The following is a 20,676-nucleotide window of genomic DNA, read 5'->3' as shown; positions in this document are numbered from 1 at the left end:
GTGTTCTCGCGAAATCAGTCGGAATCGGGTGGGCGGGAAGCGGTTTCGGTACGGAGGAGGTCGCGGGCGATGATCATCTGCTGCACCTCGGTGGCCCCCTCGTAGATGCGCAGCGCGCGGATATCGCGGTACAGCCGCTCGACGGGATGCCCGCTGACCACACCGAGCCCACCCCACAGCTGCACGGCGGCGTCGATCACCTGCTGCGCGCCCTCCGTCGCGGCCATCTTCGCCATGGCGGCCGTGCGCATGACCGATCGCCCCTGATCGCGCTCCCACGCGGCGCGATAGGTGAGCAGCGCGGCGGTATCGATCGTGGTCGCCATCTGCGCCAGCTTGGCCTGGGTGAGCTGGAGATCGGCGAGCCGCCCGCCGTACATGGTGCGCGAGGTGGCCCGCGCCAGCGCCTCGTCGAGGGCACGGCGGGCGAAACCGAGTGCCGCGGCGGCGACGGAGATGCGGAAGACGTTCAGTGTGTTCATCGCGAGCCGGAATCCCGCGCCCGGCGCACCGAGCAACTGCCCCCGCGGTATTCGGCATCCGTCGAAGCGCAGCCGGGCCAGCGGATGCGGCGAGATGACGTCGATCCGCTCGGCGACCGTACAGCCCGGGGTGTCGGCGTCCACGATGAAGGCGGAGATGCCCCTGGCACGGGGCGCCTCGCCCGTGCGCGCGAAAACCACGGTGAAGTCGGCGATTCCGCCGTTGGAGATCCACGTCTTCTCGCCGTCGAGCACGAACTCGTCACGGTCGGCACGCGCCCGACAGCCCAGCGCGACGGCATCCGATCCGGCCTCGGCCTCCGACAGCGCGAAGGCGGGGATCGCCGTACCCGCGGCGACCCGGGGCAGGTAGCGCCGCTTCTGTTCATCGGTGCCCGCGAGGCCGATCGCGCCGGAGCCCAAGCCCTGCATCGCGAAGGCGAAATCGGCGAGCGCGTCGTGGCGGGCCAGTGTCTCCCTGGCCAAACACAGTGCGCGGGTGTCGATCACCTCGTCCGCACCGCCGAATACCCTGCCCGCGACCGCATGTCGCAGCCAGCCCGCCGCACCGAGGTCGCGCACCAGCGCACGACAGGTGTCGTCGACCGGCGCGCGGTGGTCCACAACGACATTCGCGCACGCCCAGGCCGACAGCTCGGCGGCGAATTCGCGATGCTCCTTCTCGAAGAACGGCCAGTCGAGGTATTCCGCGCGCATGCTCAGTTCCCCTCGAAAACGGGGCGGCTCTTGGCGGCGAACGCGCGATACGCGCGCGCGAAATCCTCGGTGAGCATGCACAGCGCCTGCGCCTGCGCTTCCGCCTCGATGGCCTGCTCGATACTCATCGACCACTCCTGGTGCAGCATGGTTTTGGTGATGCTGTGCGCGAAGGTCGGGCCGTCGGCGAGTTCGCGGGCGAGCGCCGCGGCCGCCTCCGCCAGCCCGTCGGGGTCGACGAGCTGATTGAAGAACCCCCATGCCAGCCCTTGTTCACCGCTCATCGAGCGGCCCAGATAGAGCAGTTCGGATGCCCGGCCCTGACCGATGATGCGCGGCAGCATGGCGCAGGCGCCCATATCGCAGCCGGCGAGGCCGACCCGCGCGAACAGGAACGCGGTCTTGCTCCGTGCGGTGCCGACCCGCAGATCGGCGGCCATCGCCAAAATCGCTCCGGCCCCGGCGCATACGCCGTCGACCGCCGCGACGATCGGCTGCGGGCAGGCCCGCATCGCCTTCACCAGGTCGCCGGTCATCCTGGTGAACATCAGCAGTTCCGGTGCGGGCAGCCCGATCAGCGGGCCGATGATGTCGTGCACATCACCGCCGGAGCAGAAATCCGTTCCGGCGCCGCGCAATACGATCACCGAGACGTCCTCGGCGTAGGCCAGGCGACCGAACAGATCGCGCAGTTCGGCGTAGGCGCCGAAAGTCAGCGGATTCTTGCGCTCCGGGCGATCGAGCACGATGGTGCCGACGCGCTCGCGCACCTGCCAGCGGAAGTGTTGTGCGGCATAGTCGCCCAGGGTGCTGCGATTGCCCGCGCGCAGCGCCGGATCCAATCCGTTGGTCATTCGATGCCTCCCGGCCCGTCGAGGTGGTGCGCCACGTGGATGCGCAGCTGTCCGAGCAGCTCGTAGAGCGCCTGCTCGGCGTCGCGGCCGAAGCCGTCGAAGATCTCGATCAGCCACTTCTCGTGTTCGGTGGCCATCTCGCGGAAGCGGTTTCGGCCCGCGCCGGTGATGCGCACCAGGGTCGCGCGCCCGTCGTCGGGATCGGGGACGCGATCCACCAGGCCCTCGGCGACCAGCTGGTCGGTCAGGCCGGTGACATTGCCGCCGGTGACCATCAGATAGCGCGACAGCGAGCTCATCCGCAGACCGCCGGGAAAGCGATCGAGCTGGGCCAGATAGTCGAAGCGCGGCAGCGTGGTGCCGAAATGCGCGCGCAGCCTGGTGCGTATCTCCTGCTCGATCTGATTGCTGCAGGCCAGCAGCCGCAACCACAGCCGCACATCCAGATGGTCGTGCGCGGCGGCGCGTGCCTCGGCACCGATACGTTCGTCGCCGAGGACGTGCGCGGTCGTATCCGCTTGCTCGGTCACCTCAGGTCACTTCTCCTCCGCTGATCGAAATGGACTGTCCGGTCACCGAACTCGCATGCGGTGCGCACAGCCAGGCGACCGCGTCGGCCACCTCGTCCGGTGCGATCAGCCGCCCCTGCGGGTTGTACCGGAGGAAGTGGGCCACCGCGGCATCGCGGTCACGCCCGGTCCGGTCCATCACCGTGGCGACGCTGTCCCAGAGCAGATCGGTGTCGGCGAAGCCGGGGCACACCGCGTTCACCGTGATCGCGGTGCCCGCGACCTCCAGCGCCAGTGCGCGGGTCAGTCCGATGACGCCGTGTTTCGCCGCGGTGTAGGCGGCGACGTACGGGTAGCCGCGCTGCCCCGCGGTACTGGCGATATTGACGATCCGGCCGCTGCCACGGCCGAGCATGTCGGCGAGCGCCGCGCGCGTGCAGAGGAAGGTGCCGGTGAGGTTCACCGCGAGCATGTCCTGCCACATACTGTCGTCGGTGCGCAGCAGCGGCGCGCTCGCGGCCCGGCCCGCGTTGTTGACCAGGATGTCCACCGCACCGTGCGCGTCGCGTGCGGCCGCGAACGCCGCGGTGATCGCCGCCGGATCGGTGACATCGCAGGCGGTGACGAAAGCCTTTGCGCTATCCGGCAATTCGGCCGCGGATTCGCCCAGCGTGCGCAGTGAGCGCCCGAGCAGGGTGAGCCGGGCGCCGCTCTGCGCGAGGCGCTTGGCGATGGCGGCGCCGATGCCACGCCCGCCGCCGGTGACGACGGCGTGCTGTCCGGCCAGCGGTGCGGTCATCTCAGCTCCGCTCCGGTGACTGCGCGGCGGCCCGCTGGCGCTCGATATTCGCCTCGAACTGCCGCTTCGCCGCCCCGTACTGCTTGGGCCAGCCGATATCGGTGTGGCCGATGCGCGCCGCCTCGGTCAGCGTCCAGGCCGGATTCGCCAGATGCGGTCGGCCGACCGCGCAGAGATCCGCGCGGCCCGCGGCGATGATGCTGTTGACGTGATCGGCCTCGGAGATACCGCCGACCGCGATGGTCGCGATCCCGGCCTCCTGCCGGATCCGATCGGCGAAGGGCGTCTGCCACATGCGGCCGAAGATCGGCTTCTCCTCCTTGCTCACCTGACCGGACGAGCAGTCGATCAGATCGGCCCCCGCCGTACGGAACGCCGCGGCGATCTCGACCGCGTCCTGCGGCGTGATACCGCCGTCCACCCAGTCGTGCGCCGAGACGCGCACCGACATCGGCAGCTCCTGCGGCCAGACCGCCCGCACCGCACGGAATACGGCGAGTGGATAGCGCAGCCGGTTCGCCAGCGAGCCGCCGTATTCGTCGGTGCGCCGGTTGGTCAGCGGCGAGATGAACTCGGACAGCAGATACCCGTGCGCACAGTGCAATTCGAGCCAGTCGAAACCGGCCTCGGCCGCGCGCCGGGCCGCGGCGACGAATTGCTGTCGTATCTCGTCCATTTCGGGCCGGGTGAGCTCGGCGGACCACTGGCTCTCGCCGGGCAGGTACTGCTGCGGCGATGCCGAGACCAGCGGCCAGTTCGGCTCGTCGTCGGCGGGCGTGAGCGGCTGATCGATACCGTCCCACATCCGCCGGGTCGACCCTTTCGCGCCGGAGTGGCCGAGCTGGATGCCGATCTTGGCCGTCGAATTCGCGTGCACCCATTCGACGATCCGCTGCCATGCCCGCCGCTGTTCGTCGGTATACAGACCTGGACAGCCGGGGGTGATCCGCCCCGTCGGGCTCACGCAGGTCATCTCCGCGAGTACCAAGCCCGCACCGCCGAGCGCCCGCGCGCCGAGGTGCACCAGGTGGAAATCGCCCGGTACACCGTGCACCGCCGAGTACTGTGCCATCGGCGAGACGACGACACGGTTCGCCAGGGTGACCGAGCGCACCGTGAACGGGGTGAACATCGGCGGGATCGGCGGCTCGTCGGCCCGGCGCGGTACACCGGCGGTGGCGTCGAACCAGCGTTCATAGTCGTCGAGCCAGTTCTTGTCGCGCAACCGCAGGTTCTCGTGGCCGATGCGCTGGCTCCTGGTCAGCAGCGAATACATCAGCTGCTCGGGTTCGAGCCGGTCGCAATACCTTTCGCCGCAGACCTCGAACCAGTCCATGGCGTTCCATGCCGCGTTCTGCAACCGCAGCACATCGATCGACCGCACGTCCTGGTACCGCTTCAGCACACCGGGCAGATCCGCGGCCGCGTCGCGGTGTTCGGCGAACTGGCGCACCAGTTCGATCGCATCCTCGAGCGCCAGCTTGGTGCCGGAGCCGATCGCGAAGTGCGCGGTGTGCACCGCGTCGCCCATCAGCACCACGTGGCTGTCGCCGTTGTGCAGCCACCACTGCGCGCATTTGACCCGCTGGAAGTTCAACCAGGGCGAACCGCGCAGGTGACGCGAATTCGCCAGCAGCCGAGCGCCGTCCAGGTCGGCCGCGAACAACCGCTCGCAGAACGCGACCGACTCGTCCTGATCCGCCTCGTCCAATCCGTGTGCGCGCCACACGTTCTCCGGACATTCGACGATGAACGTGGCGGTGTGCTCGTCGAACTTGTAGATGTGCGCCTGGAACCAGCCGTGCTCGGTCCTGACGAAGTCGAAGGTGAAGGCGTCGTAGCGCTTGGTGGTGCCGAGCCAGATGTAGCGATTGGGCCGCGGCACGATATCGGGCCGGAACACCTCGGCGTACCCGGTGCGGATCTTGGAGCCGATGCCGTCGCTGGCGACGATCAGGTCGGCATCGGGAAATTCGGTGTCGGACTCCACTTCCCGCTCGAACTCCAGCCGCACGCCGAGCTCCTCGCAGCGGGCCTGCAGGATGTTGAGCAGCTTCTTTCGGCCGATGCCGACGAATCCGTGCCCGCCCGAACGCAGGGTGCGGCCCTTGAACAGCAGCTCGATATCGTCCCAGTGGTTGAAGGCCTGCTGGATCTCGTCCGCGGTGCGCGCATCCCACTGACGCATGTTCTCCATGGTGGCGTCGGAGAACACCACACCCCAGCCGAACGTGTCATAGGGACGATTGCGTTCCACCACGGTGATCTCGTGCGCCGCATCGAGTTTCTTCATCAGCAGGGCGAAGTACAGACCCGCGGGACCACCGCCGACGCAGACGATCTTCATGACGCTCTCCTCGAATGCCGAACGCCCTATTTACTTTAGGTCTGAAGCTTTAGTTGTCAAGCAATCTCGGAATGCGGAAGATCTTCCGCCGCAATCGGTGCGAGGATCGGGGCATGTTGGAAACCTCGGCCCGGCTGCTCCGCCTGCTGTCCCTGCTGCAGCTGCACCGGGATTGGACCGGGCCCGCGCTGGCCGAGCGGCTCGGGGTGAGTACGCGGACCATCCGCACCGATGTGGAGCGGCTGCGCGCGCTCGGCTATCCGGTGCACGCCACGCCGGGGGTGGCGGGCGGCTATCGGCTCGGCGCCGGAACATCGCTGCCACCACTGCTTTTGGACGATGACGAGGCGGTGGCCGTCGTCGTCGGTTTGGTGACGGCGGCCAACGGCGCGGTCACCGGGATCGAGGAAACCGCGGTGCGGGCGTTGGCCAAACTGGAGCAGGTGCTCCCGTCTCGGCTGCGGCACCGGGTGCAGGCGCTGACAGCGGCGACCGTCCATGTGCCGGCGGGCGGGCGCACGACCGTCGACGCGGCGGTGCTCACCGCCATCGCGGGCGCCATCCGGGCCGGTGAGCGGTTGCGGTTCGACTACGAAACGCATACCGGCGCATCGTCACGCCGCGACGCCGAGCCACATCGGCTGGCACATTGGCGGGGCTACTGGTATTTGATCGCCTGGGATGTCGGGCGTCAGGATTGGCGAACCTTCCGCGCGGACCGGATGATGCCGCGCACGCCGAACGGTCCGCGCTTCACGCCACGCCCGATTCCGGAAGGTGACGTGGCACAGTACATTCAGCGCGGGGTCGGCGCGGCGACCTGGCGATATTCGGCACGGGTCCGGGTGCACGCATCCGCCGCGGAGGTGCGCGCCATTTTGCCCGTCGCGGTCACCGTGGACCCCGACGGGCCGGAGCGCTGCGTGGTGCAGGTCGGTTCCGATACCCCGCACATGCTGACGCACTATCTCGGGCTGCTCGACAAGGATTTCGATGTACTGGACGCCCCGGAACTCGCCGCACACTTACTCACCACCGCGGAGCGATTCCGAAAAGCGGCAGGTTCGCAATAATTCGGCGTGTTATTCCCAACTCATGCGATCACGGTCCGCCGATCGAACAACGGACCGCGACCGTTATTGTCTCCTTTGATCTTTCGCTCCGCTGTTGCCGATTACTGGTTCGCGCCGATGATGGCGCCGACAACGGCGCCGACGATGCAGCCGATGATGGCGCCGACGAAGAAGAACCAGATGCCGATGATGATGCCGACCGCGCAACCGATCGCCAGGCCGGCGATCGTGCTGCCCGCGTCACCGATCGTCTGCAGCGCCGCCACTTCCGGCGTCGCGACCGCGCCGGGCGCGGGCGCGCTGACCGGTGTGAGGGTCAGCCTGGTTCCGGTACTGTCCAGCGCGGGCGTCACGTCCAGTACCTGACCTGCTTCGGTCTGGATCGCCGTCGGGATGGACCCGACGACAGCACCGTCCGCCGCGGTGACGGTCACCGATTTGGCTTCCGGTACCAGCGTGAACGTGCCGGAGGCCAAGGTGATCTCGGCACTCGAATGATCGGCCGCCAGGGCCGTCGTATAGGCCACCGGGCCGTCGACACCGTTGATGGTCGGGCCCGCGAGCTCGGCCTGGCCGTACGCGGTGGCGGCGGCCACGCCTGTGGCCGCGACCGTCATAATCGTGGTCGCTACCAATTGTCGGATCTTCATTTCACATTCCAATCATCCAGCCGATTCCAATTGACGTTTCCCCGGAGAAACGGACTGTGCAACATCAACAATCATGCTCCCTTGACACAACCCGTGTCGAGACCGCGCGGGGCATCGAATTGTCTTGCAAGATCATCTAATTCGAACTCCCCGAAATTGATGGTTCGAAATTCGGATCAGAAAAGGAACCGCGCGGCCTGCCCAGGCTCGGGCAGGCCGCGCGGTCGCGGCGGATGCGGCTCAGTTCACTCCAGTTCGCCCTCGGTCTCCAGGTAGATCTGGCGCAGCCGGTCCAGCGTCTCGCGCTCCGGATGCTCCCACAGATCACGCTCCGCGGCCTCGAGCAGGCGCTCGGCGATGCCGTGCAGCGCCCACGGATTCGACTGCTCCATGAATTTCCGGTTCACGTCGTCGAAAACGTAACTCTCCGCGAGCTTTTCATACATCCAGTCGGCTACGACATTGGTGGTTGCGTCATAGCCGAACAGATAGTCGACGGTGGCGGCCATCTCGAACGCGCCCTTGTAACCGTGCCTGCGCATCGCCTCGAGCCAGCGCGGATTCACCACGCGCGCACGGAATACCCGCGCGGTCTCCTCGGAGAGGGTGCGGGTGCGCACCGCGTCCGGGCGGGTGCTGTCGCCGATATAGGCCTCCGGGTTCTTGCCGGTGAGCGCGCGCACCGTGGCGATCATGCCGCCGTGGAACTGGAAGTAGTCGTCGGAGTCGGCGATATCGTGTTCGCGGGTGTCGGTGTTCTTGGCGGCCACGGTGATTCGCCGGTACGCGGTGCGCATGTCGTCGGCGGCCGGCGCGCCGTCCAGGTCGCGGCCGTAGGCGTAGCCGCCCCAGGTGGTGTACACCTGCGCGAGATCGTCGTCGGTGCGCCAGCTCTTGGAGTCGATGAGCTGCAGCAGGCCCGCACCGTAGGTGCCCGGCTTGGAACCGAAGATGCGGGTGGTGGCGCGGCGCTGGTCGCCGTGTTCGGCGAGATCGGCCTCGGCATGTGCGCGTACGTAATTCGACTCGGCGGGCTCGTCGAGCTCGGCGACAAGCCGGACCGCGTCGTCGAGCAGAGCGAGCACGTGCGGGAAAGCGTCGCGGAAGAAGCCGCTGATCCGGACCGTGACGTCGACGCGAGGGCGGGCCAGCTCCTCGAGCGAGATCACCTCGAGCGTGGTGACGCGGCGGCTGGCCTCGTCCCACACCGGCCGGACACCCAGCAGCGCAAGGACTTCGGCGATATCGTCGCCGGAGGTGCGCATGGCCGAGGTGCCCCACACCGAAAGTCCCACCGAGCGCGGGTATTCGCCGTGATCGGCGCGGTAGCGCTCCAGCAGCGAATCCGCCATGGCCTGACCGGTTTCCCAGGCCAGGCGCGACGGAACGGCCTTCGGGTCGACCGAATAGAAGTTGCGGCCGGTCGGCAGCACGTTGATCAGGCCGCGCAGCGGCGAACCGCTGGGGCCCGCGGGGATGAAGCCGCCGTTGAGCGCGTGCAGCACGCGGTCGATCTCGATGCCGGTCTGGCGCAGGCGCGGTACGACCTCGGTCGCGGCGAAGCGGAGCACCGCGCGCACCCGAGTCGCGGTGGCACCGTCGGCGGGGACGAGCCGCTCGACGATCGCATCGACCGCGTCCACCGACCAGTCCGCCGCCTGCAGCGCGGCGACGAGCTCACGGGCGCGCGCCTCGACGGCGTCGACGCGTTCGCGAACCTCGCTGCCGGATTCGTCGAGGCCGAGCGCTTCCCGCAGGCCGGGCACGTTCACCTCGCCGCCCCACAGCTGGCGGGCGCGCAGCATCGCCAGCACCAGATCGACCTCGGACTCCCCCGCGGGCGCCTGGCCGAGCACGTGCAGGCCGTCGCGGATCTGCACGTCCTTGATCTCGCACAGCCAGCCGTCGACGTGCAGCAGCATATCGTCGAAGGATTCCTCGTCCGGGCGTTCGGCCAGGCCCAGGTCGTGGTCCATCTTGGCGGCGCGCATGAGCGTCCAGATCTGCTGGCGGATGGCGGGCAGCTTCGCCGGGTCGAGGGTGGAGATGTTGGCGTGCTCGTCGAGCAGCTGCTCCAAACGCGAGATATCGCCGTAGCTTTCGGCGCGGGCCATCGGCGGAATCAGATGATCGACCAGGGTGGCGTGCGCGCGGCGCTTGGCCTGGGTGCCCTCGCCGGGATCGTTCACCAGGAACGGGTAGATCAGCGGCAGCTCGCCGAGCGCGGCATCGGTGCCGCAGGAGGCGGACATGCCGAGTGTCTTGCCCGGCAGCCACTCCAGGTTGCCGTGCTTGCCGAGGTGCACCATCGCGTCGGCGCCGAAGCCCTCGCGCGCGGCAAGCCAGCGATAGGCGGCCAGATAGTGATGGCTCGGCGGTAGATCGGGATCGTGATAGATGGCGACCGGGTTCTCCCCGAAACCGCGCGGCGGCTGCACCATCAGCACCACATTGCCGAAACGCAGGGCGGCGATGACGATTTCGCCCTTCGGATCGGCGGAACGGTCGACATACATCTCGCCGGGCGGCGGGCCCCACGCCTCGACGATCGCCTCGCGCAGATCCTCCGGCAGGGTCGCGAACCAGCTCGCGTAGGCGTCGGCGCCGATCCGGATCGGGTTGCCCGCCAGCTGTTCCGCGGTCAGCCAGTCCGGATCCTGGCCGCCCGCGGCGATCAGCGCGTGGATGAGCGCGTCGCCGTCCTGCTCGTCGAGGCCGGGAATTTCGCCGGGCGCGCCGAGATCGTAACCGGCCGACCGCATCTCGGTGAGCAGCCGGATGGCGCTGGCCGGGGTGTCGAGGCCGACGGCGTTGCCGATGCGGGCGTGCTTGGTCGGATAGGCCGAGAGCATGAGCGCGATGCGCTTGTCCGCGTTCGGGATATGGCGCAACCTGGCGTAGTGGGTCGCGATACCCGCTACGCGCGCGGCACGTTCGGCGTCGGGCACATAGGTGGACAGGCCGTCGGCGTCGAACTCCTTGAACGAGAACGGAACCGTGATGATGCGGCCGTCGAACTCCGGCACCGCGACCTGGGTAGCGACATCCAGCGGGGAAAGGCCGTCGTCGTTGGCGGCCCACTGCTCACGGCCGCTGGTCAGGCAGAGACCCTGCAGGATGGGTACATCCAGGTCGGCGAGTGCGCCCACGTCCCACGACTCGTCCTCGCCGCCCGCCGACGCGGTGGCCGGCTTGGTACCGCCCGCGGCGAGCACCGTCACCACCAAAGCGTCGGCCCGGCGCAGGGTTTCGAGCAGTTCCGGCTCGGCGGTGCGCAGCGAGGCGCAATAGAGCGGCAGCGGGCGGGCGCCAGCGTTCTCGATCGCGGTGCACAGCGCGTCGATGTAGCCGGTGTTCCCGGCCAGATGCTGTGCGCGGTAATAGATGACCGCCACCGTCGGCGCGGCGGCATCGACGGCGGCCGCGGCGCGTTCCAGTTCACCCCAGCTCGGCAGCTGCACCGGCGGCTCGAACCCGTGGCCGGTGAGCAGCACCGTATCGGAGAGGAAGTTGTGCAGCTGGCGCAGATTCTCCGGGCCGCCCGCGGCCAGATAGTTGTGCGCGTCGGCGGCGACACCGCCCGGCACCGTCGAGCATTCCATCAGCTCCGCGTCCGGCGCGAGCTCACCGCCGAGCGCGACAAGCGGAACTCCGCTGGCACGCACCGCGTCCAGGCCTTCCTCCCAGGCGCGCTTGCCGCCGAGGATGCGCACGATCACCAGATCCGCGCCATCGAGCAGGCCGGGCAGGTCCTCGACGAGCAGCCGGGCCGGGTTGCCCCACCGGTACTCCGCGCCGCTGGCGCGCGCACTGAGCAGATCGGTATCGGACGTGGACAGCAGCAGAATCACAGGTGACGGCCTTCCTCGGGTGACGCGCCCATCGGGTGTGTGCTCGTCTGCCGGGATGGCAGCGAGCGCAGCCGGCGGGGTGGGCAAGCCCAGAGGGTCTGGCTGTTCACAGTGGCGCGACCGCACCGGAGTTTCACCGGTTTCCTCGTCACCCGCCGAGCAACCGAATGCTACAGCGCGCCCGCGCCCGTACTCTGCGCGCGGCCTAGGTCAGGTCGGCGTTGCCCTCGATCACCTTCAGCAGGTAGTGGAACTTGTTGATCCGCCAGCCCGCCGGGGTGCGCTCGACACCGAGGGAGTAGCTGCCGACGAAGGTGCGGGTCCTGCCGTTGACCGCGTCGTTCTTGACGTGCACGGCGATGGAATCGGCGTGCACGTCCGCCGCATCACCCCGCAGATCGATCAGGTGATTGCCGGACTGGTGGTGAATCGCGTCGATGCGGTCGAGCCCCGTCCGCCAGTCGCCGACGATATCCACCGTCGGCCGCACACCCACCGGACCGCCGAAACCCCCGTCGAAGTCCACCTTCTCGGTGAAGACCTCCGGCAGCAGATCATCCCACCGCTTCTGATCGCAGTACACGAACATCCGGGTGATCACATCGATAATGGCGAGCCGGTCAGCAACAGTAGAGATTTCGGTCATGCGCCGAACCTTAGTGAGTAACGCCGCACCGTGCAGAACTCGTCATCCACCGGCCGCCACCGCGGTGACCGTCACCGGCGTCGCCCAGCATGACCGTCGCAACCATCACGACACCCCGACGGCTCCGCCGATCGCGAGCGGCTTGCCGATGCTGAACAACGGCGGGATCAGCCGTGCGCTCTGCTCGACGAAGCCCGATGCCAGGCTCGGCTGCATTCGTCCGAGGAATGTCGTGCTGCACGGGATTCGCTGCCGTCGGCAAGCGACAGCCGGTCGGCAACCCGCTCGGCCCACTTTCCGGCGAAGCTCGGTGTCCGGCTCGGCCGACATCGACCGAGTAGCGTCGGGCTGCGTCGCCACCGGCAAGCGTGACAGTCGGTCGGCAACCTTTCTCGGCCCGTGTCTCTGAACGACGCGGCGGATCGACAAGGACGCTGTCGTGACGACCGTCCATCGTGGCCGTGGCGATCATCGCGACACCCACGCATCTGTGCTGACAACAGCTGTCGCCCGGCGGGGCATCGCCGCGGAGAGAGCACTGGGGCGGGGTCGTAGGCTGGGTGGGTCATGCGTACTACTTCAGATTCCTGTCCCGGTGTGCTGCGGCTGCATGAAGCGGCCGACGGGCCGTTGGCGCGTGTCCGGGTGCCCGGTGGGCGGCTCGAGCCCGCGCAACTGCGGGCGCTGGCCGAGGCCGCGCGCGATCTCGGCGACGGGAATATCGAGCTGACCTCGCGCGGCAACCTGCAACTGCGGCAGGTGCGCGACGCGGGCGAGTTGACCACCCGGCTCGAAGCCGCGGGGCTGTTGCCGAGTCATACCCATGAGCGGGTGCGCAATATCGTCGCCTCGCCGCTGTCCGGGCGGATCGGCGGCACGGCCGACGTGCACGGTCTGGTACCGGTACTCGACGCCGGACTGCTCGGCGCGCCGCGGCTGGCCGAACTGCCCGGCCGGGTGCTGTTCACCCTCGATGACGGGCGCGGCGATATCAGCGGCCTCGACGGCGATCTCGGCGTACATGCCACGGACGCGGACGAATTCGCGATCGTGCTGGCCGGGCGCGACTCCGGGATCCGGGTGTCGGCCGCCGACGCGGTCGATGTGCTGCTGGCCGCCGCGCACGTGTTCGTCGAACTGAATTCCGGCCAGTGGCGGCTGCACGAGGTCGGCGGCGGCATCGAGCGGGTCGTCGACCGGCTCGGCCTGACGCCCGGCGCGGAGCGGCTCGAACTCGGTGCGCCCCACGACATTCCGATCGGCTGGCTGGCCCAGGACAACGGCCTGGTCAGCCTCGGCGCCGGTGTGCGACTAGGTTCGCTGCCTTCCCGCACCGCCGAATTCATCGCCGCCGTCGAGCATCCGATCGTCATCACGCCGTGGCGCGGCCTCGTCATCGCCGATCTCGAGGAGTGGCCCGCCGAACAGGTCGTGCGGGTACTCGCGCCGATGGGGCTGATCTTCGACGCCAACTCCCCGTGGCTGCGGGTCAGCGCCTGTGCGGGGCAGCCGGGATGCGCCAAATCGCTCACCGATGTGCGCGCGGATGTGGCGGCCGCCGTCGAATCCGGCCGCGTCCTACCGGATTCCGAGCTTCGGGCGGCCGACGGCACATTCGCCGCGGACGAGGTCGCGGTCCCCGGGCGGCAGCACTGGTCCGGATGCGCGCGCCGCTGCGGGCGGCCCAAGGGCGCGGTGACCGATGTGGTCGCCACCGATGCGGGTTACCGCGTCGACTGATCGAACGCAGGCAGCTGCCCGCCTTCGGCACCGGCTTGCTGCTCGCCGGGCCAGGCATCAGCGCCAGGCGCACCGAACTGCCCTTCTGACAACAGAACCCGCGCCGATGGCCGGCGCGGGTCCCGAGGTTCAGCTCAGTGCACTTCGAGGGTGCAGCACTTGATGCCGCCGCCCGCCTTGAGGAATTCGGAGAGGTCCACCGGGATCGGGTTGTAGCCAACGGCTTTCACCGCCGCGGCCAGATCCGTCGCGCGGGGGCTGAGGAAGACGTTGTAGCCGTCGCTGACCCCGTTGAGCCCGAGGACAACAGCATCAGCCTCGGTGGCGACGATCGCGTCCGGGAACAGTTCGGCGAGCACCGCACGGCTCGGTTCGGCGAAAGCCGGTGGGTAGTAGGCGATGTGGCCGTCGCCGAGCACCATCAGCACGGTATCGAGGTGATAGAAGCGCGGATCGACGAGATCCAGCGTGACCACCGGAATGCCGAAGTACTCCTCCACTTCCCGGTGCGCGGCAGGCGAACTGCGGAATCCGGTGGCCGCGAGGAAGCGCTCGCCGACCAGCACGAAATCGCCCTCGCCCTCGTTGACCTCCTGCGCGGCAGCGAGTTTCGCGAAGCCGCGGGCATCGAACCAGCGGTGGTAGGCGGGGCCCTCGTCGGCACGCTCGGCATGGGTGAAGCGCGCGGAGATGGCGCGGTCTCCGACGATCACGCCGCTGTTGGCGGCGAACACCATATCGGGCAGGCCCGGTTCGCCGGGCACCACGTCGACGTGATGGCCATGGCTCTCGAAGGCCGTGCGCAGCGTCTCCCACTGGTCGATGGCGCGGTCGCGATCCACCGGCGCTTCCGGATCCATCCATGGGTTGATCGAGTAGAAGACGTCGAAGTAGTCGGGGCGGCACATGACGAAGCGTCGCGGCGACGGTCGGCGCGTGGCGACGGGCTCGGTGCTGATGGCTACAGAGGTCAACGGGGCTCCCGCGGGTAGGCGAAGATCATTCGGCTAACACGACGGTAATTCGCCTACTATTGCGCCAGAAACATCAATTCATTGCGCAAATACTCGCTCAAACAGCGGATCATTGCGCGACCGGGGAGGTGCTGTGGCGTGGACGACATCGACAGGCGAATTCTGGCCCACCTGCTGCGGGAAGCGCGCGCGTCGTTCCAGGAAATAGGCGGCACCGTCGGGCTGTCCGCGCCCGCCGTCAAGCGCCGGGTCGACAAGATGGTGGCCAGCGGGCAGATCACCGGGTTCACCGCGCTGGTCAACCCGGCCGCGCTCGGCTGGAAAACCGAGGCGTACGTCGAGGTCTACTACCGCGACAACATCTCACCGGCCGAGCTCAAGCGCAGCCTGGAACCGATACCCCAGGTCGTCGGCGTCTGGACCATCGCGGGCGAGGCCGACGCCCTCGTCCACGTCATGGCCACCGACATGGCCGAAATCGAGTCCACCGTAGAACGCATCCGCGAGAACACCCGGGTCGGCCGCACCCGCAGCTCCATCGTCATGTCGCGCATCCTCGAGCGCCCCCGCACCTGACCCCTTGCCGGTGCGCTCTCTCGGTGACAGCCACCGGTGCGATCCCGTCGGCACCGCACCTCTTAGGGTGGACGCCATGTCCGACGTGCGTGCCAGCTACCTCACCGACGGCGCCGAGATCTATCGGCGCTCGTTCGCGATGATCCGCGCCGAAGCCGACCTGAGCGGATTCCCGCCGGACGTGGCGCAGGTGGCGGTGCGGATGATCCACGGCTGCGGCCAGGTGGATCTGGCTGCGGACATTGCCTTTTCGCCGGGCGTGGTCGCCGCCGCCCGCACCGCGCTGCGCGCGGGCGCGCCGATCCTGTGCGACGCGAACATGGTCGCCTCCGGCGTGACGCGCAAGCGGCTACCCGCGGGCAATGAGGTGCTGTGCGCCCTCGCCGATCCGCGCGTGCCGGAACTGGCTGCCACCATGGGCAATACGCGCTCCGCCGCCGCGCTGGAACTGTGGCGCGATCGCCTCGACGGCGCGGTGGTCGCCATCGGCAACGCCCCGACCGCCCTGTTCCACCTGCTCGACATGCTCGACGCGGGCGCCCCACGCCCGGCCGCCATCCTGGGCATCCCGGTCGGCTTCATCGGCGCGGCCGAATCCAAGGACGCGCTCATCGACTTCGGCGGCATCGAATACCTCACCGTGCGCGGCAGGCGGGGCGGCAGCGCCATCACCGCCTCCGCCCTCAATGCGATTGCGAGCGAACAGGAATGAGCGACAGCACGCAATCGGGCAAGTTGTGGGGCGTCGGACTCGGTCCGGGTGATCCGGAGTTGGTGACGGTGAAGGCCGCGCGGGTGATCGCGGCGGCGGATGTGATCGCGTTCCACAGTGCGCGGCACGGGCGCAGCATCTCCCGGGCGATCGCGCTGCCGTATATGCGCGCAGGACAGCTCGAGGAGCATCTCGTCTATCCGGTGACCACCGAGACCACCGACCATCCCGGCGGCTATCAGGGCGCCATCGACGAGTTCTACGAGCAGGCGGCCGAACGGCTCGCCGTCCATCTGGCCGCGGGCCGCTCGGTGGCGCTGCTCGCGGCGGGCGATCCCCTGTTCTACAGCTCCTACATGCATATGCACCGGCGGCTGGCCGATCGCTTCGAGGCCGAGATCATTCCCGGCATCACCTCGGTGAGCGCGGCCTCGGCGGCGCTCGGCACCCCGCTCGTCGAGGGCGAGCAGGTGCTCACGGTCCTGCCGGGCACCATGCCGGTCGACGAGCTCACCCGCCGCCTGCGCGACACCGACGCCGCCGCCATCATGAAGCTCGGCCGCACCTATCCCGGTGTGCGCCGCGCCCTCTCGGACTCCGGCCGGCTCGACGACGCCTATTACGTCGAACGCGCGAGCTCCACCCGCGAGCGCGTCCTGCGCGCCGCCGACGTAGCCGACGCCGACGTCCCCTACTTCTCCATCACGCTGGTCCCCGGCCCCACCCCCACCACCGAACTCCCGCGCGCGGCAACAGGCAGCCCGGCAGTCGACACACAGGCCGAACCGACCAACGACACCTCGGTGGGCCGCCGAACTGCCGATCACCACCTGTCGACCGAAATCCACTCGGCCGCTGCTGGATTCGCGACCGCCGACGACGCTCGGATACCCGAGAGCCCTTTCGCCGCGCGACCCGTGCCACCGCTGGCGGCCGACGAGCACTCCCGTACCAGCATCGCGCCTCGCCGCAGCGAGGCCGTGGCCGTAGGCCTCTCGGCCGAGAGCGCAGCGGCGGCTGCTGAGGAATTCACCAGTCCCGGCCACACTCCGCCGGACCGACGCGATGCGGCTTCCCCGCGGCTACAAGCACCGAGGGCCGACGGTGGGCACCCCCACACACAGGGTGAGGTCGTCGTCGTCGGTCTCGGGCCAGGGGCTGAGGCATGGACCACTCCCGAGGTGCGGCAGGCACTCGAGCACGCCACCGATCTCGTCGGGTACACGACGTATATCGACCGGGTGCCGGTGCGCCCGGGGCAGCGCAGGCATGCCAGTGACAATCGGGTGGAATCCGAACGTGCCGCCATGGCACTGGATTTGGCGAAGCAAGGCGCTCGGGTCGCGGTGGTGTCCTCCGGCGATCCCGGCGTGTTCGCGATGGCGGCGGCGGTGCTGGAGGAATCGGCCGATCCGCAGTGGTACGGGGTCGAGGTGCGGGTGCTGCCCGGCCTCACCGCCGCCAACGCGGTGGCGAGCCGGGTCGGCGCGCCGCTCGGCCACGACTACGCGATGATCTCGCTCTCCGATCGGCTTAAGCCGTGGGAGGTTGTCGCGCAACGGCTTTCGGCCGTCGCCGCGGCCGATATGGCGATCGCCATCTACAACCCGGCCTCCTCCCAGCGCACCTGGCAGGTCGGCGCCATGCGCGATCTACTGCTCGAGCACCGCAAACCCGACACTCCGGTGGTACTCGGCCGCGATGTGGGCGGGCCTGCCGAGTCGGTGCGAGTGATCCAGCTCGCCGATCTCGACCCGGCCGAGGTCGACATGCGGACGCTGCTGATCATCGGCGCCTCCACCACCGCGACCGTCGAAACACCCGGCGGAGTACGGGTCTTCACCTCCCGCCGCTACCGTGGCGCGGGCGACGCGGCCCGATCCGGCGCGTAGGATCTGCTGACGCACGCAACGATCGGAGGGGATCTTGGCCGCGACACTGTCGGAGTTGACTTTGCGAGCGAGCGCCCTCGAAGCCAGGGCGACCGCGAGTGAGCAGGCACTCGACGAACAGGGCGACGTCCTCACCGAACTCGCGGCCCTGACCAGGAAGGCGCTCGACGGCATCGACCGGATCGACGAGCGCACCGGCACGATCGGCGACGACCTCGTCGTGCTGCGCCAGACCGTCGGCGATCTACGCCAGGACGTCGGCGAATTGAACCGCCGGGTGGCCGTGATCGAACAGGGGATGGCGCGGGTGCTCGAGCGGTTGGACACATTGATCGGCGACAAGTAGGTCACCGTCCGCGGCGCCAAGCGGCCGGTCGTATAACATTCCACTATGGAACGTTGACGCGATGGGAGCATTTCGGTTGACGAATACCGCGACCCGGCGCAAGCCGCTGAACTCCACGGCCGCCTCGCTGCTCGGATTTCTGCACGAGGGCGCGAAGTCGGGCTGGGATCTGGTGTCCGAGGCCCAGGAGCGCATCGGCGACTTCTGGACCATCACCCAGAGCCAGGTGTATCGGGAACTCGGCGCCATGGACACGGCGGGCCTGGTCGAGAAGGGCGAAACCGGCGCGCGCGAGCGCACGCCGTACCGGATCACCGATGCGGGCCGGGAAGCCTTCCGCGAGTGGATCTCTCGCGATCCCGGCAGCGAGACGATCCGGGTGCCGCTGCTGCTGACGCTGTCCTTCGGCGAGCATCTGGATCCAGGCCATCTCGACGAGATCATCGCCGCCAACCGGGATGTGCACCAGCACAGGCTCGATCGGTATCTCGCCGAGGACCGCACGCCGATGACACCGCACCAGCGGGCCACCCTGGAGTTCGGCATCGGCTACGAACGCGCGGTGCTCGACTGGTTCGATCGGGTCCCCGGACTCCTCGGTCGCTGATTCGCCGCACATCGCGCTGGTGACCGGCGCCGTGCCCGGATCGGTACGTGGCGAAGAACACCGAATCGCGCCGGGCTCTGATATGCATGTGACATGAGCGTGCGTAGCGAGCGAATCATCAGACGGCGCCTCTCGCGCATGCCGGGGTGCTCGGCGCCGCTACGTCCCCGCCGCATCGCATGAAGCGCGGCGAGATCTGGCACTACTCCCCCGCGCTCCCCGACGGCACGCCGTCGCCACGGCACAGCGCGGCGGTACTCGTCTCCGATCCGGCGGTGATCTCCTCGCAGTATCGATGGCTGCACGTGGTGCCACTGGCCGATGTCGATCCGGGCCATGTGCTCGCCCTGTACACCACGCACGGCTGGGCGGACGCACTGGAAATGCATCGCGTCTACCGGGAGTGGCTCACCGAACAGGCGGGTGAGCTGTCCGCCGACGAGGCCGAGGCGCTCGACGCTCGCCTGCGCGCGACCTTGAATCTCTAGCCGGCCTGCCGGCGCAACCACTGCCACGCATCGGCCACCTCGGCCACGACCGCCGCGCCCGCCGGAAGCGCGGGGCGATCGATCATCACGACCGGAATGCCCACGGCGCGTGCGGCTTCGAGTTTGGCCTCGGTCAGCTCGCCGCCGCTGTCCTTGGTGACGAGCACATCGATCCGCTGCCGCGTCAGCAATCGACCCTCGTCCTGGGCGGTGAAAGGTCCACGGGCCAAGAGCAATTCGTGGTTCGGCGGCAGCGGTCCCGTCGGCGGGTCGATCGAACGGATCAGGAACCACGGCTGTGTCAACGCGGCGAACGCGCCGACACCTTGGCGACCGATGGTCAGGAAGACCCGCTCGCCGAGCTCGGCCGCGGCGGCACCGGCGAGATCGGGCACCCGAATCCAGTTGTCCCCCTGCCGCTCCGACCAGCCGGGCCTGCGCACATGCAACAGCGGCAGCCCGAGACTCGCCGCGGCCGTGGCGGCGTGCGCGCTCATGGTGCCCGCGAACGGATGGGTGGCATCGATCACGACCTCGATGCCGTTGGCCGCCAGCCAATCCCGCAGGCCATCGGCACCGCCGAAACCGCCGAGGCGCACCGCGCCCGCGGGCAGCACGGGGTCGCGAACACGACCGGCGAGCGAGGAGACGATATCGAATCCTCGCTCGCCGGAAGCGATCTCGGCGAGTTCCCGGGCTTCCCGGGTCCCGCCCAATATCAGGGTTTTCAGGGCTGCCCGCTGAAGTAGGCGATGCCCGCGTTGATCAGGTTCGGACCACCCGCGATGAGCAGGCCGATCAGCGCGCCGAGCGGCAGGCCGATGCCGAAGAAGAAGAACCCGATGATGCCGCCGATCACCGCGCCGAGCGAGGCGCGCTGCAGTTCGCTGAAGAACCACTCCTGCGACGAGATGGCGGTCGCCGTGGCCGTCACGGCATCGGCGGTCGGCTGCACTTCGGGGGTAAGCGTCAGCTTCTGCTGGGACGCGTCGATGGTGGCGGCGATCGGGATGAGCTGGTCACCGACCTTCGCCTGCAACGGAATCGAGGTGACGACGGCACCCTCGGCGTTCTTGACCGTGACGTACTTCTGGTCGGTGTCGAGGCTGAACGCGCCGCCGGTGACGGCGGTGACGATCGACTTGTCGATCAACTGCGCGGCGTAGGTCACACCGTGATCCGCACCGAGCACGATCGGCGCGGGCTGGTTCTGTACCGCGGGTGCAGGCTCCGCGTAGGTCGTGCCCGCGGCGATACCCGTCGCGGCGACGGCCAGGATGGCGGTGGCGGCAAACTTCTTGTAGCGCATCAAACTCCCTATCAGGATTCGAATCTCCGATAACGATCGGATCTCGGAGACCGACCATACCCGGCACATCGACGCGGAATAACCCCGAATCGCACCGGGACGTA

General features: G+C 68.7%; 19 protein-coding genes. 8 read left to right on the top strand and 11 right to left on the bottom strand.

The features are described 5' to 3' along the window. Nucleotides 1-14 precede the first annotated feature (14 nt). From ACIG5A_RS01910 to ACIG5A_RS01890, 5 genes are read right to left on the bottom strand one after another with little or no spacing between them, the layout of a single operon-like run. On the bottom strand, nucleotides 15-1,199 hold the full coding sequence (locus ACIG5A_RS01910) for an acyl-CoA dehydrogenase family protein (protein ID WP_397236643.1): 1,185 nt from the start codon (nucleotides 1,197-1,199) through the stop codon (nucleotides 15-17). 2 nt (nucleotides 1,200-1,201) lie between these two features. After that, the gene (locus tag ACIG5A_RS01905; RefSeq protein ID WP_397236641.1) at nucleotides 1,202-2,053 is read right to left on the bottom strand and encodes an enoyl-CoA hydratase family protein; all 852 of its coding nucleotides are present in this window, start codon (nucleotides 2,051-2,053) and stop codon (nucleotides 1,202-1,204) included. Next, a complete protein-coding gene (locus tag ACIG5A_RS01900) occupies nucleotides 2,050-2,583 on the bottom strand; it encodes a MarR family winged helix-turn-helix transcriptional regulator (RefSeq protein WP_397236639.1) in 534 nt (177 codons plus the stop codon). Before ACIG5A_RS01900 ends, ACIG5A_RS01905 begins: the two co-directional genes overlap by 4 nt. A gap of 1 nt (nucleotide 2,584) precedes the next feature. Continuing rightward, a complete protein-coding gene (locus tag ACIG5A_RS01895; RefSeq protein ID WP_397236637.1) occupies nucleotides 2,585-3,361 on the bottom strand; it encodes an SDR family NAD(P)-dependent oxidoreductase in 777 nt (258 codons plus the stop codon). Nucleotide 3,362: 1 nt separating this feature from the next. Then, nucleotides 3,363-5,708 carry a bifunctional salicylyl-CoA 5-hydroxylase/oxidoreductase gene (locus ACIG5A_RS01890; RefSeq protein ID WP_397236635.1) on the bottom strand — a complete coding sequence of 782 codons (2,346 nt, stop codon included), beginning with the start codon at nucleotides 5,706-5,708 and terminating at the stop codon, nucleotides 3,363-3,365. 113 nt (nucleotides 5,709-5,821) lie between these two features. Here ACIG5A_RS01890 and ACIG5A_RS01885 point away from each other — a divergent pair, with 113 nt between their 5' ends. Then, complete coding sequence (locus ACIG5A_RS01885) at nucleotides 5,822-6,781, top strand: helix-turn-helix transcriptional regulator (RefSeq protein ID WP_397236633.1); 960 nt, start codon at nucleotides 5,822-5,824, stop codon at nucleotides 6,779-6,781. A 101-nt stretch (nucleotides 6,782-6,882) separates the two neighbouring features. Here the strand turns inward: ACIG5A_RS01885 and ACIG5A_RS01880 are convergent, their stop codons facing one another. From ACIG5A_RS01880 to ACIG5A_RS01870, 3 genes are all read right to left on the bottom strand, one after another. Continuing rightward, nucleotides 6,883-7,431 (bottom strand): hypothetical protein, encoded by a 549-nt coding sequence (locus ACIG5A_RS01880; protein WP_397236632.1) that lies wholly within the window; start codon nucleotides 7,429-7,431, stop codon nucleotides 6,883-6,885. A gap of 245 nt (nucleotides 7,432-7,676) precedes the next feature. Next, nucleotides 7,677-11,282, bottom strand: coding sequence for a cobaltochelatase subunit CobN (gene cobN, locus ACIG5A_RS01875; RefSeq protein ID WP_397236630.1), 3,606 nt, complete (start codon nucleotides 11,280-11,282; stop codon nucleotides 7,677-7,679). Nucleotides 11,283-11,487: 205 nt separating this feature from the next. Beyond that, on the bottom strand, nucleotides 11,488-11,928 hold the full coding sequence (locus ACIG5A_RS01870) for a nuclear transport factor 2 family protein (protein WP_397236628.1): 441 nt from the start codon (nucleotides 11,926-11,928) through the stop codon (nucleotides 11,488-11,490). A gap of 567 nt (nucleotides 11,929-12,495) precedes the next feature. Here ACIG5A_RS01870 and cobG point away from each other — a divergent pair. Next, nucleotides 12,496-13,668 carry a precorrin-3B synthase gene (cobG, locus tag ACIG5A_RS01865; protein WP_397236626.1) on the top strand — a complete coding sequence of 391 codons (1,173 nt, stop codon included), beginning with the start codon at nucleotides 12,496-12,498 and terminating at the stop codon, nucleotides 13,666-13,668. A 134-nt stretch (nucleotides 13,669-13,802) separates the two neighbouring features. Here the strand turns inward: cobG and ddaH are convergent, their stop codons facing one another. After that, nucleotides 13,803-14,642 (bottom strand): dimethylargininase, encoded by an 840-nt coding sequence (gene ddaH / locus ACIG5A_RS01860; RefSeq protein ID WP_397236624.1) that lies wholly within the window; start codon nucleotides 14,640-14,642, stop codon nucleotides 13,803-13,805. 138 nt (nucleotides 14,643-14,780) lie between these two features. On the opposite strand from ddaH, the gene ACIG5A_RS01855 reads away from it, so the two are divergent. The 6 genes from ACIG5A_RS01855 to ACIG5A_RS01830 all read left to right on the top strand — a co-directional run bounded on the left by ACIG5A_RS01855 (nucleotide 14,781) and on the right by ACIG5A_RS01830 (nucleotide 19,263). Beyond that, nucleotides 14,781-15,218 (top strand): Lrp/AsnC family transcriptional regulator, encoded by a 438-nt coding sequence (locus ACIG5A_RS01855; RefSeq protein WP_397236622.1) that lies wholly within the window; start codon nucleotides 14,781-14,783, stop codon nucleotides 15,216-15,218. Between the two features lie 76 nt (nucleotides 15,219-15,294). Beyond that, nucleotides 15,295-15,930, top strand: coding sequence for a precorrin-8X methylmutase (locus ACIG5A_RS01850; protein ID WP_397236620.1), 636 nt, complete (start codon nucleotides 15,295-15,297; stop codon nucleotides 15,928-15,930). Further along, nucleotides 15,927-17,822: a precorrin-3B C(17)-methyltransferase gene (gene cobJ / locus ACIG5A_RS01845; protein ID WP_397236618.1), complete on the top strand. Its 1,896-nt coding sequence runs from the start codon at nucleotides 15,927-15,929 to the stop codon at nucleotides 17,820-17,822. Before ACIG5A_RS01850 ends, cobJ begins: the two co-directional genes overlap by 4 nt. Nucleotides 17,823-17,877: 55 nt before the next feature. After that, nucleotides 17,878-18,168, top strand: a complete 291-nt coding sequence (locus ACIG5A_RS01840; RefSeq protein ID WP_397236616.1) for a hypothetical protein — start codon at nucleotides 17,878-17,880, stop codon at nucleotides 18,166-18,168. 61 nt (nucleotides 18,169-18,229) lie between these two features. Continuing rightward, nucleotides 18,230-18,775 carry a PadR family transcriptional regulator gene (locus ACIG5A_RS01835; RefSeq protein ID WP_397236614.1) on the top strand — a complete coding sequence of 182 codons (546 nt, stop codon included), beginning with the start codon at nucleotides 18,230-18,232 and terminating at the stop codon, nucleotides 18,773-18,775. Nucleotides 18,776-18,954: 179 nt separating this feature from the next. Beyond that, entirely contained in the window at nucleotides 18,955-19,263 is a 309-nt protein-coding gene (locus tag ACIG5A_RS01830; RefSeq protein WP_397236612.1) for a hypothetical protein, read from the top strand. On the opposite strand, the gene ACIG5A_RS01825 is transcribed toward ACIG5A_RS01830, so the two are convergent. Continuing rightward, nucleotides 19,260-19,979, bottom strand: a complete 720-nt coding sequence (locus ACIG5A_RS01825) for a cobalt-precorrin-6A reductase (RefSeq protein WP_397236610.1) — start codon at nucleotides 19,977-19,979, stop codon at nucleotides 19,260-19,262. The genes ACIG5A_RS01830 and ACIG5A_RS01825 overlap by 4 nt on opposite strands. Nucleotides 19,980-19,990: 11 nt before the next feature. Further along, nucleotides 19,991-20,572 (bottom strand): hypothetical protein, encoded by a 582-nt coding sequence (locus tag ACIG5A_RS01820; protein ID WP_397236608.1) that lies wholly within the window; start codon nucleotides 20,570-20,572, stop codon nucleotides 19,991-19,993. Nucleotides 20,573-20,676 lie beyond the last annotated feature (104 nt).

It is taken from the genome of Nocardia sp. NPDC052566, from assembly GCF_044547285.1.
GTDB lineage: Bacteria > Actinomycetota > Actinomycetes > Mycobacteriales > Mycobacteriaceae > Nocardia.
Note: the sequence above shows the minus strand (reverse complement) of the source record. Positions and strands in the feature narration are given on the sequence as shown.

Excerpts from the sequence above, each read along its gene's own strand:
- ACIG5A_RS01910 (WP_397236643.1), bottom strand. The coding sequence starts at position 1,199 with ATGCGCGCGGAATACCTCGACTGGCCGTTCTTCGAGAAGGAGCATCGC.
- ACIG5A_RS01905 (WP_397236641.1), bottom strand. The coding sequence starts at position 2,053 with ATGACCAACGGATTGGATCCGGCGCTGCGCGCGGGCAATCGCAGCACC.
- ACIG5A_RS01895 (WP_397236637.1), bottom strand. The coding sequence starts at position 3,361 with ATGACCGCACCGCTGGCCGGACAGCACGCCGTCGTCACCGGCGGCGGG.
- ACIG5A_RS01890 (WP_397236635.1), bottom strand. The coding sequence starts at position 5,708 with ATGAAGATCGTCTGCGTCGGCGGTGGTCCCGCGGGTCTGTACTTCGCC.
- ACIG5A_RS01885 (WP_397236633.1), top strand. The coding sequence starts at position 5,822 with ATGTTGGAAACCTCGGCCCGGCTGCTCCGCCTGCTGTCCCTGCTGCAG.
- ACIG5A_RS01880 (WP_397236632.1), bottom strand. The coding sequence starts at position 7,431 with ATGAAGATCCGACAATTGGTAGCGACCACGATTATGACGGTCGCGGCC.
- ACIG5A_RS01870 (WP_397236628.1), bottom strand. The coding sequence starts at position 11,928 with ATGACCGAAATCTCTACTGTTGCTGACCGGCTCGCCATTATCGATGTG.
- cobG (WP_397236626.1), top strand. The coding sequence starts at position 12,496 with ATGCGTACTACTTCAGATTCCTGTCCCGGTGTGCTGCGGCTGCATGAA.
- ACIG5A_RS01850 (WP_397236620.1), top strand. The coding sequence starts at position 15,295 with ATGTCCGACGTGCGTGCCAGCTACCTCACCGACGGCGCCGAGATCTAT.
- cobJ (WP_397236618.1), top strand. The coding sequence starts at position 15,927 with ATGAGCGACAGCACGCAATCGGGCAAGTTGTGGGGCGTCGGACTCGGT.
- ACIG5A_RS01835 (WP_397236614.1), top strand. The coding sequence starts at position 18,230 with ATGGGAGCATTTCGGTTGACGAATACCGCGACCCGGCGCAAGCCGCTG.
- ACIG5A_RS01830 (WP_397236612.1), top strand. The coding sequence starts at position 18,955 with ATGAAGCGCGGCGAGATCTGGCACTACTCCCCCGCGCTCCCCGACGGC.
- ACIG5A_RS01820 (WP_397236608.1), bottom strand. The coding sequence starts at position 20,572 with ATGCGCTACAAGAAGTTTGCCGCCACCGCCATCCTGGCCGTCGCCGCG.